Source organism: Micromonospora inaquosa (assembly GCF_003857055.1).
Classification (GTDB): domain Bacteria; phylum Actinomycetota; class Actinomycetes; order Mycobacteriales; family Micromonosporaceae; genus Micromonospora; species Micromonospora inaquosa.
The window spans coordinates 1-8,158 of the sequence record NZ_QGSZ01000258.1 but is presented as its reverse complement, the minus strand read 5'-3'; the positions used below and the strand labels follow the sequence as shown (position 1 = coordinate 8,158).

The 8,158-nt window shown below is 73.2% G+C and carries 8 protein-coding genes and 1 pseudogene; 6 read left to right on the top strand and 3 right to left on the bottom strand.

Features of this window, described 5'->3' with window-relative positions; all coding sequences use genetic code 11:
* The 3 genes and pseudogenes from DLJ59_RS23225 to DLJ59_RS23215 all read right to left on the bottom strand — a co-directional run.
* Positions 1-213: pseudogene (locus DLJ59_RS23225) on the bottom strand (hypothetical protein); the annotation flags it as partial.
* A gap of 381 nt (positions 214-594) precedes the next feature.
* Positions 595-1,020, bottom strand: a complete 426-nt coding sequence (locus DLJ59_RS23220) for an OsmC family protein (protein ID WP_124774723.1) — start codon at positions 1,018-1,020, stop codon at positions 595-597.
* Between the two features lie 70 nt (positions 1,021-1,090).
* Positions 1,091-2,038, bottom strand: a complete 948-nt coding sequence (locus DLJ59_RS23215) for a serine/threonine-protein kinase (RefSeq protein ID WP_124774722.1) — start codon at positions 2,036-2,038, stop codon at positions 1,091-1,093.
* A gap of 199 nt (positions 2,039-2,237) precedes the next feature.
* On the opposite strand from DLJ59_RS23215, the gene DLJ59_RS23210 reads away from it, so the two are divergent.
* From DLJ59_RS23210 to DLJ59_RS23190, 6 genes are all read left to right on the top strand, one after another.
* Positions 2,238-2,468: a hypothetical protein gene (locus DLJ59_RS23210; protein ID WP_030491015.1), complete on the top strand. Its 231-nt coding sequence runs from the start codon at positions 2,238-2,240 to the stop codon at positions 2,466-2,468.
* Positions 2,469-2,581: 113 nt separating this feature from the next.
* Positions 2,582-3,328 (top strand): response regulator transcription factor, encoded by a 747-nt coding sequence (locus tag DLJ59_RS23205; RefSeq protein WP_124774724.1) that lies wholly within the window; start codon positions 2,582-2,584, stop codon positions 3,326-3,328.
* A 31-nt stretch (positions 3,329-3,359) separates the two neighbouring features.
* A complete protein-coding gene (locus DLJ59_RS23200) occupies positions 3,360-4,805 on the top strand; it encodes a sensor histidine kinase (RefSeq protein WP_244236179.1) in 1,446 nt (481 codons plus the stop codon).
* A 169-nt stretch (positions 4,806-4,974) separates the two neighbouring features.
* Positions 4,975-5,124: a hypothetical protein gene (locus tag DLJ59_RS36665; protein WP_165947858.1), complete on the top strand. Its 150-nt coding sequence runs from the start codon at positions 4,975-4,977 to the stop codon at positions 5,122-5,124.
* 17 nt (positions 5,125-5,141) lie between these two features.
* Complete coding sequence (locus DLJ59_RS23195; protein WP_124774720.1) at positions 5,142-6,572, top strand: class I SAM-dependent methyltransferase; 1,431 nt, start codon at positions 5,142-5,144, stop codon at positions 6,570-6,572.
* Positions 6,565-8,158: sulfatase-like hydrolase/transferase (locus tag DLJ59_RS23190; RefSeq protein ID WP_124774719.1), on the top strand; the 1,594-nt coding region annotated here is incomplete at its 3' end. The genes DLJ59_RS23195 and DLJ59_RS23190, both read left to right, overlap by 8 nt.

Genomic DNA, 8,158 nt, shown 5'->3' with positions numbered 1-8,158 from the left:
GCCCCGGGCGGTGGCGACCGCGACGAGGCTGAGGCAGCAGGTGACACCGGTGGCCAGCGCCACCCGCACCGGGGTGGAGCCCAGCAGGGTCCGCCGTGGCGGTGCGGTAGCGCGGTGACGGCCGATCGTCCGTTCGGTTGATGCGGCGTCGTCCGAAAGGGTGGTCGGGCGCTCGTCGGTCAGCTTCTGGAAAGAGGGGTCGTCGGGATGCACCTGCCGAGGTTAAAGAGCTGAATGCCCGACGCCAGCAGCCGCTACGGTGGCATGCGCCACAATTTGCCCTGATCTTGCCGACTTTAGTGGGCAAAGCCTGAGCAAAGGTGATCAACTTCGTGCGGCACCCTAGACGGTTATTCCCGACTTGCCGGGTGAATGCGGTCGCCCCGCCACTCCGCCGGCCGCCCCTCCGGCCACCTTCAGGACTCAGTCGAACATCCGAGGCGCACCTCCACCAACCGGCCCCCGGTACCCACACCGCGCCGATCTTGCACTTGCTGTCGCGACATAGGGGGCATGCCCCTCATATCGACGACCGAAAGTGCAAGATCGGCGCGGTGGGCGTGCGGGTGACAGGCGACGACCTGGAGCGTGGAGTCAGTGCCGGCCGTTCTCGGCTGGCGTGACGGTCAGTCGGTGTCGGCTGGCGTCGCTGCTGGAGAACGGCCAGAGCCGGTCGGCGTACTCGACCAGGTCGGCCAGTTGATCCCGGCTCAGGCCGGCCGAGGAGATCTCGGCGTGCACGTCGGCCCGGTACCGGCCGTCGTTGTCCCGTCCCAGCTTCGCCTCCGCCCGGACCTGCACGGTGTGCGCCTCGTCGGTGATCTCCCCGGCCACTTCCACCGCCGCGTGATGCAGGCAGGAGGCGAAAGCCGCGGCCAGCAACTGTTCCGGGGTCAGCCCGGTGCAGTGCGGCGCCAGCGGTGAGGCCAGCGCGGTGGAGAACCCGCCATCGTCGGTGCGTACGTGACCGCCCTCGGCGGTCGCTGTGGCCTCACGCAGCCAGGAGCTCTGATCCGGCATCGCGTTTCTCCCGTCGCTCACCGGCTCGGCTACCCGGCGGCCGCCCGACGAAACGCCGAGGGCCGTACGGTCAGCGGCCGGAGGGCACGCTCGGCCCGTCCACCAGCGCCACCGCCTCGGTGGCCTCCGCGGCGGCCCGTTCGGTCCACGGCGACGTCGGGACCTGCCGGCGGGCCGTCGGGATCGTCATCGGCACGTACACCCGGGCGTCCACCGCCTCGGCCAGCAGCAGCGCCGCGACCAGGCTGCTCGGACGCTGCTCGGGGTCGTCGGCGAGGCAGGAGTGGCACAGCTCGGCGACCTCCGCCGGGAGCCCGGCGATGTCGGGCAGCGGCTCCGGCGGCTGACGGCGGCGTACGGAGAGCAGTTCGCTGGCGGTCGCCGCGCGGTACGGCAAGCGGGCGGTGAGGCTGTAGTAGAGCAGCACGCCGAGGGCGTACATGTCGGCGGCCGGGGTGGCCGGAGCCTCGTCCAGTTGTTCGGGCGCCAGGTACGCCGGGGTGCCGAGCACCATCCCGGTCGGCATCGGGTCCAGGGTGCCGGCGGCGATGGCGATGCCGAAGTCGAGCACCTTCACCCCGGCCGGGGTGAGCATGACGTTGGCGGGCTTGACGTCGCGGTGCACGATGCCCTCGGCGTGCGCGGCGGCCAGCGCGGCGGCGACCTCCGCGCAGACCCGCACCGCGATCCGCCAGTCCAGTGGCCCGGCGCGCAGGTGCACGGCGAGCGTCTCGCCCTCGGCCAGTTCCATCACGATGTAGGGCACCGGTCGGCCGGGCCACGTCGAGGAGGTGCCGAAGTCGTGCACGCTCGCCACGTTGGGGTGTTCCAGGCGGGCTGCCGACCGGGCCTCCGCGCGGATCCGGTCCACCGGGCTGTCCTGCTCGTCGCGTCCGGGCGAGATGAGCTTCACCGCGACCGGCCGGTCCAGCACCTGGTCGTACGCCCGCCACACCTCGGACATCCCGCCCACCCCGATGCGCTGTTCGAGCTGGTACCGCCCGTCCAGCGTGCGCATCGGCCACTCCTCGCCCTCGCCCCGCCGGCGGCGGGGGCTGAGGTGCCGGTACCCGCGTGTTGAACTGGGCAAACCGGAGCGCGATTCGGGTCGGACGCCCGCGCGCACCTCGCTGCGCCCCGGCGGCGGGTGCGGTAGCTTGCGAGCCAGAGCCGGTGTCACCGATTGTGCCGGCACGGTCACCCGAGGGGATGCCGTCATGAGCGAGGTCACCGTACGCTTCGTCGGCGGGCCCGCGGACGGCCTGGTGCGGCTGCTGCCGGCCGGGTCGGATGGCGCCCCACCCCAGCGCTGGGTGATGCGACACCCGGACGGGACGGGCCCGGTGCAGCCCGGCCCCGACCACCTCTACGAACGCGACCGACCGGACGAGGCGGGCGGCTGGAGCATGCGTTTCGTGCGCACCGACGCGTACGGGGTGTCCGAGTGACCACGAGGCGGGGCTGACCGGTGGCGAAGCCGGCGTCGCGGCGGCCCGGCCGCACAGCTGGCACACAGCGTCCGCAGGGTCCGGGCACAGGCATCGTGGCCACGATGGGGGACATGGTCATGAACGGGCAGGCCGCGCCGAGCCGGATCGAGCTGCGTCGCCCCGACGGCGAACCCGTCCGGGTGCTGGTGGTCGACGACGAACCCACGCTCACCGACCTGCTGTCGATGGCGCTGCGCTACGAGGGTTGGCAGGTCCGCACCGCCGGCAACGGCATGGCGGCGTTGAGCACCGCCCGACAGTTCCAGCCGGACGCCGTGGTGCTCGACGTGATGCTGCCCGACCTGGACGGCTTTCAGGTGCTGCGCCGGCTGCGCGAGTACGCCCCCACCGTGCCGGTGCTCTTCCTGACCGCCCGCGACGCGGTCGAGGAACGTATCGCCGGGTTGACCGTCGGCGGCGACGACTACGTCACCAAACCGTTCAGCCTGGAGGAGGTGATCGCCCGGCTGCGCGCGCTGCTGCGCCGCTCCGGGCTCGCGGTCGCCGCCCGGGAGGAGGCGGTGCTGACCGTCGGTGACCTCAGCCTCGACGAGGACAGCCACGAGGTCCGCCGGGCCGGCCAGCTCGTCACCCTCACCGCGACGGAGTTCGAGCTGTTGCGCTACCTGATGCGCAACCCGCGTCGGGTGCTCAGCAAGGCGCAGATCCTCGACCGGGTGTGGAACTACGACTTCGGCGGCCAGGCCAACGTGGTGGAGCTGTACATCTCGTACCTGCGTAAGAAGATCGACGCCGGCCGACCGTCGATGATCCACACGCTGCGCGGCGCGGGCTATGTCCTCAAGCCCGCCGAGTAGACGCCGCCCACTGCGCGCCGTCCGCGGCTGGCTGGTCGGGCGCTCCCTGCGTACCCGGCTGGTGTTTGCCCTGCTCGCGCTGCTGGCGTTGGTCAGCGTCGCCATCGGCGGCCTGACCACGGTGGCGCTGCGGCACTTCCTGATCGACCGGCTGGACGCCCAGCTGGCCCCCGCGACGGGCCTGCGGGGCGACCGGCCGGGACGGCCGGCCTTCCCCGGCAACGGGCCGGGCATCCCACCCGGGTTGCCGTCCGGCACGGTGGTCGCCGAGATCACCGACGGCCGGGTGACCAGCGCCCGGACCTTGACCAACAGCGCTTCCAACGCGTTCCCCGACCCTCGGTCCGTGCCGGTGGGGGAGGTCGCCGCGCTGGCGGACCTGCCGGTCGACACCGCACCGCGCACCGTCGACCTCGGCGATCGCGGTGACTACCGGGCCGTGGCCCGGCAGTACTGGGACGGCCGGGTACGCGTCGTCGCGATCCCCCTCTCCGGCGTCCAGGAGATCGTCTGGCGGATGATCGCGGCGCAGTTCGGGGTGGCCGCCGTCGGGCTGCTCATCGCCGGCACCGCCGGAGCGCTGATCGTGCGGGCCACCCTGCGACCGCTCAACCGGGTGGCCGCCACCGCCACCCACGTCGCCGAGCTGCCCCTGGACCGTGGGGAGGTGGCGCTCGCCGTCCGGGTGCCGGTCGCCGACACCGACCCGCGCACCGAGGTCGGTCAGGTCGGCGCTGCGCTGAACCGGATGCTGGGCCACGTCGCCGACGCGCTCTCCGCCCGCCAGGCCAGCGAGACCCGGGTACGCCAGTTCGTCGCCGACGCCAGCCACGAACTGCGGACGCCGCTCGCGGCGATCCGCGGCTACGCGGAGGTGGCCCGGCGGGGCCGCGACGAGGTTCCCGCCGACGTGGCGCACGCGCTGCGCCGGGTGGAGTCGGAGAGCACCCGGATGACCAGCCTCGTCGACGACCTGCTGCTGCTGGCCCGCCTCGACACCGGCCGTCCCCTCGCGGTCGAAACGGTCGACCTGACCGCCCTGGTGGTGGACGCGGTCAGTGACGCGCACGTCGCCGGTCCCGACCACCGGTGGCAGCTCGAACTGCCCGAGGTGGCGATTCAGGTGCCCGGGGACGCCGCCCGGCTGCACCAGGTGGTGGCGAACCTGCTCACCAACGCCCGGGTGCACACCCCGCCCGGCAGCACTGTCACCACCACGTTGGCCGTCGATGCCACCGGTGCCGTGCTCACCGTCGCCGACGACGGGCCGGGGGTGCCGGTGGAGCTGCAACCGGAGATCTTCGAGCGCTTCGCCCGGGGCGACAGCTCCCGGTCCCGCGCGCAGGGCAGCACCGGCCTCGGTCTCGCGATCGTCGCGGCGGTGGTGGAGGCGCACCACGGCACGGTCGGGGTGCAGAGCCGTCCGGGTCGGACCGCGTTCACCGTCCGGCTGCCCCATCCCACAGCTGACGCCTAGCGGCGCACCCCCGCCGCATGCTGTGTGGAGGCTGGGAGTCCGCCGATGTGCCCGCGGCGGCGACCGGGACCGGCGTACGGTGAGGGACAAGTCCGGCTTTCCGGGTTAAAAGCCTCATTGGTGCATGACCGGGATGCCGGTGTCGAGACGGCGAGGCAAGGAGCGATCGGTGGAACATCTGGCCTACCTGGACGCGGGGTCCGGCAGCCTGATCGTGCAGGCGGTCGTCGGCGGGGTGGCCGGCGCCGCGGTCGCCGCCAAGCTCTACTGGCGACGGCTCGTCGACCGGTTCCGCCGGCAACCCACCGACCAGCGCTGAGCAGGCCAGGCCCGACCATGGCGATCTCACCCACCGAGGTACGGCCCGAGCCGGCCTCCTTCCGCGACCCGGCCAACCGCGTCTTCCACGTCGGCGACGAGGTGTTGCGCGGGCTGGACCCCCAGGCCGCCGAGCACTGGCGGGCACTGACCGGCAGCACGTTCTTCCCGGCGCTCGTCGCCGCGCGCAAGGTCTGCGCCACCGAGGACGCGCCGCCCACCCTGGTGCCCGCCGCGACCGGGGCGCCGTGGGCCGCCGTGCTGCGCCACGAGCGCATCCCGTTCGTCTCCCACCCGTACGAGTGGTCGTTCAGCATGCTGCGCGACGCCGCCCTGCTGCACCTGGAGATCCTCAGCGCCGCGCTCCGCGAGGGTTTCACCACCAAGGACGGCTCGGCGTACAACCTCCAGTTTCGCGGCGCCGAACCCGTCTTCATCGACATCGGCTCCTTCGAGCCGGTCCGCGACGGCGAACCGTGGGCCGGCTACCGGCAGTTCTGCCAGACCGTGCTCTACCCGCTGATGCTCACCGCCCACCTGGGCGTCGACTTCCAACCGTGGCTGCGCGCCCGGGTCGACGGCATCGAGGCCGACGAGCTGCGGCCACTGTTCAACGGTGCCCGTCGGCTGCGCCCCGGCGTGCTGACCCACCTGCACCTGCACGGGGCGATGCAGCAACGCAACGCCGCCGCCAGCACCACCGAGGTCCGCGACCAGCTGCGGGCCGCCGGCTTCTCCCGGGAGTTACTGCTCGCCACCGTACGCGGCATCGAGAAACTGGTCCGCAAGCTGGACCGCCGCCCGGCCGACAGCCACTGGTCGGACTACCAAAGCACCTGCGGCTACTCGGCCCGCGACCGGGTGGCGAAGGAGCAGTTCGTGGCCGTCGCGGTCGCTGCCGGCGCCCGACCGCGCCTGGTGCTCGACCTCGGTGCCAACGACGGCCGGTACTCCCGGCTGGCGGTCGGGCACGCCGACTACGTGGTCGCCGTCGAGCAGGACCCGACAGTGGTCGACGAGCTGTACCGGAAGCTGCGGTCCGAGGGGCAGCGCCGCATCCTGCCGCTGGTGCTGGACCTGGCCGACCCCTCGCCGGGCGGCGGCTGGCGGGGCGTCGAGCGGGCCGGCTTCGCCGAGCGGGCGTCCGCCGACGTGGTGCTCGCCCTGGCCGTGGTGCACCACCTGGCGATCGGGCGCAACGTGCCGCTGCCGGAGGTCATCGACTGGCTGGCCGGGCTGACCGCGCCCGGCGGCGCGGTGGTGGTGGAGTTCGTCCACCCGGAGGACCCGATGGCGACCCGGTTGCTGGCCAACAAGCCCGCCGGTCTCTTCCCGGACTACCGGCGCGACACCTTCGAGACGTTGCTCGCCGCCCGGGGGCGGATCACCGACCGGCTGGAACTGCCCTCGGGCACCCGCACGCTCTACCGGACGGTGATGGGTGGCTGAACCGCGGTGGGACCGGGGCTGGCGCGCAGAGCTGGGTCGGCTGCTGGAAATCGTCGCGCTGGTCGGTCTCGTGGTCACCCAGCCGCTGCTGGACGTGCTCGGCCGCAGCCCCGACTTCTTCCTCTTCCACCGCGCCGACCCGGCCCAGATCCTGCTGCTGGTCGCCCTGGTGGCGGTCCTCCCCACCCTCGCGGTGGCGCTGCTCGGCGCGCTGGGCCGACTCGCCGGCCGGACCGCCCGCGCCATCACCCACACCGGGCTGGTGGGGCTGCTGGTCGCCGCCCTCGCCGTGCAGGTGGGCCGGCACGTGACGCCGCTTCGGGGCGTACCGCTGCTGCTGGTGGCCGTGTTGGTCGGAGCCGCCGGCGCGGGCGCGCACCGGCGGTGGCGGGCGCCCGGCCTGGTGCTGCGACTGGCCGCCGCCGGCCCGGTGGCCTTCGTGGCGCTCTTCCTTCTCGTCTCACCCACCTCGGCGGTGGTGCTGCCGCGCGGCGACGGCGGTGCGGCCGGCACCGCGCAGGGCTCGGCCGTGCACCCACCGGTGGTCATGCTGATCCTCGACGAACTGCCCCTGGTCAGTTTGCTCGGCACGGACGGCAGGATCGACGCCGGGCGGTACCCGCACTTCGCCGAACTGGCCGGCGGATCCACCTGGTACCGCAACTCCACCGGGGTCAGTGGGTGGACGCCCAACGCGCTGCCGGCGATGCTCACCGGCCGCTACCCGGCGCGGCCCGTCGCCCCGCACTACTCGCAGTACCCGGACAACATCTTCACCGCCTTCGGCGGCCTGTACGACATCCGCGCCGAGGAGAGCATCACCCGGCTCTGCCCACCCAGCCGCTGCGAGCAGCCCGTCACCCCGGAGCAGGGGCTCGGCGTGCTGGTCCGCGAGACCGGCAAGCTGCTCGGTCGGGTCGCCGGACCCACCGAGAGCACTGTCGACCCGGAAGACTCCTACCGCGAGCAGACCCGGGCCGAGGCCGGCCTGGACGCCGCCGAACCGGTGCCGGCCGACCCGAAGTTCCGCTGGGACAGCCTGGACGACAACCAACCGGCCCGGTTCACCAGCTTCCTGGCCGGGCTGAAGCCGACGACCCGCCCCACCCTGCACTTCCTGCACCTGCTGATGCCGCACTCACCGTGGGCGTACCTGCCGTCCGGCGCCCGCTACGACGCCCCCGAGGACCTGCCCAACGACGGCGCCGGCTGGGTCGACCTGGCCCGGCAGCGGCACCTCGCCCAACTCGGCTACACCGACCGGCTGATCGGCGAGACACTGCGGACGCTGCGCGCCAACGGCCTCTACGACCAGGCCCTCGTCGTGGTGACCGCCGACCACGGGGTCAGCTTCCGCCCCGGCGCCCAGGGCCGGGGGATGGACGCCATCAAGGCCGCCGCCGGCGAGGTCGCCTGGGTGCCGACGTTCGTCAAGGAACCCCGCCAGCAGACCGGCCGGGTGGACGACCGCAACTGGGAACACGTCGACCTGCTGCCGACAGTGGCCGACGAGGCCGGCGTCCGGTTGCCCTGGCGGGTCGACGGGCGCTCCGCCCGGCAGGCCCCCCGCACCGACGGTACGAAGC

Coding starts and splice junctions, on each gene's coding strand:
- DLJ59_RS23220 (WP_124774723.1), bottom strand. CDS start 1,020: ATGCCGGATCAGAGCTCCTGGCTGCGTGAGGCCACAGCGACCGCCGAG.
- DLJ59_RS23215 (WP_124774722.1), bottom strand. CDS start 2,038: ATGCGCACGCTGGACGGGCGGTACCAGCTCGAACAGCGCATCGGGGTG.
- DLJ59_RS23210 (WP_030491015.1), top strand. CDS start 2,238: ATGAGCGAGGTCACCGTACGCTTCGTCGGCGGGCCCGCGGACGGCCTG.
- DLJ59_RS23205 (WP_124774724.1), top strand. CDS start 2,582: ATGGTCATGAACGGGCAGGCCGCGCCGAGCCGGATCGAGCTGCGTCGC.
- DLJ59_RS23195 (WP_124774720.1), top strand. CDS start 5,142: ATGGCGATCTCACCCACCGAGGTACGGCCCGAGCCGGCCTCCTTCCGC.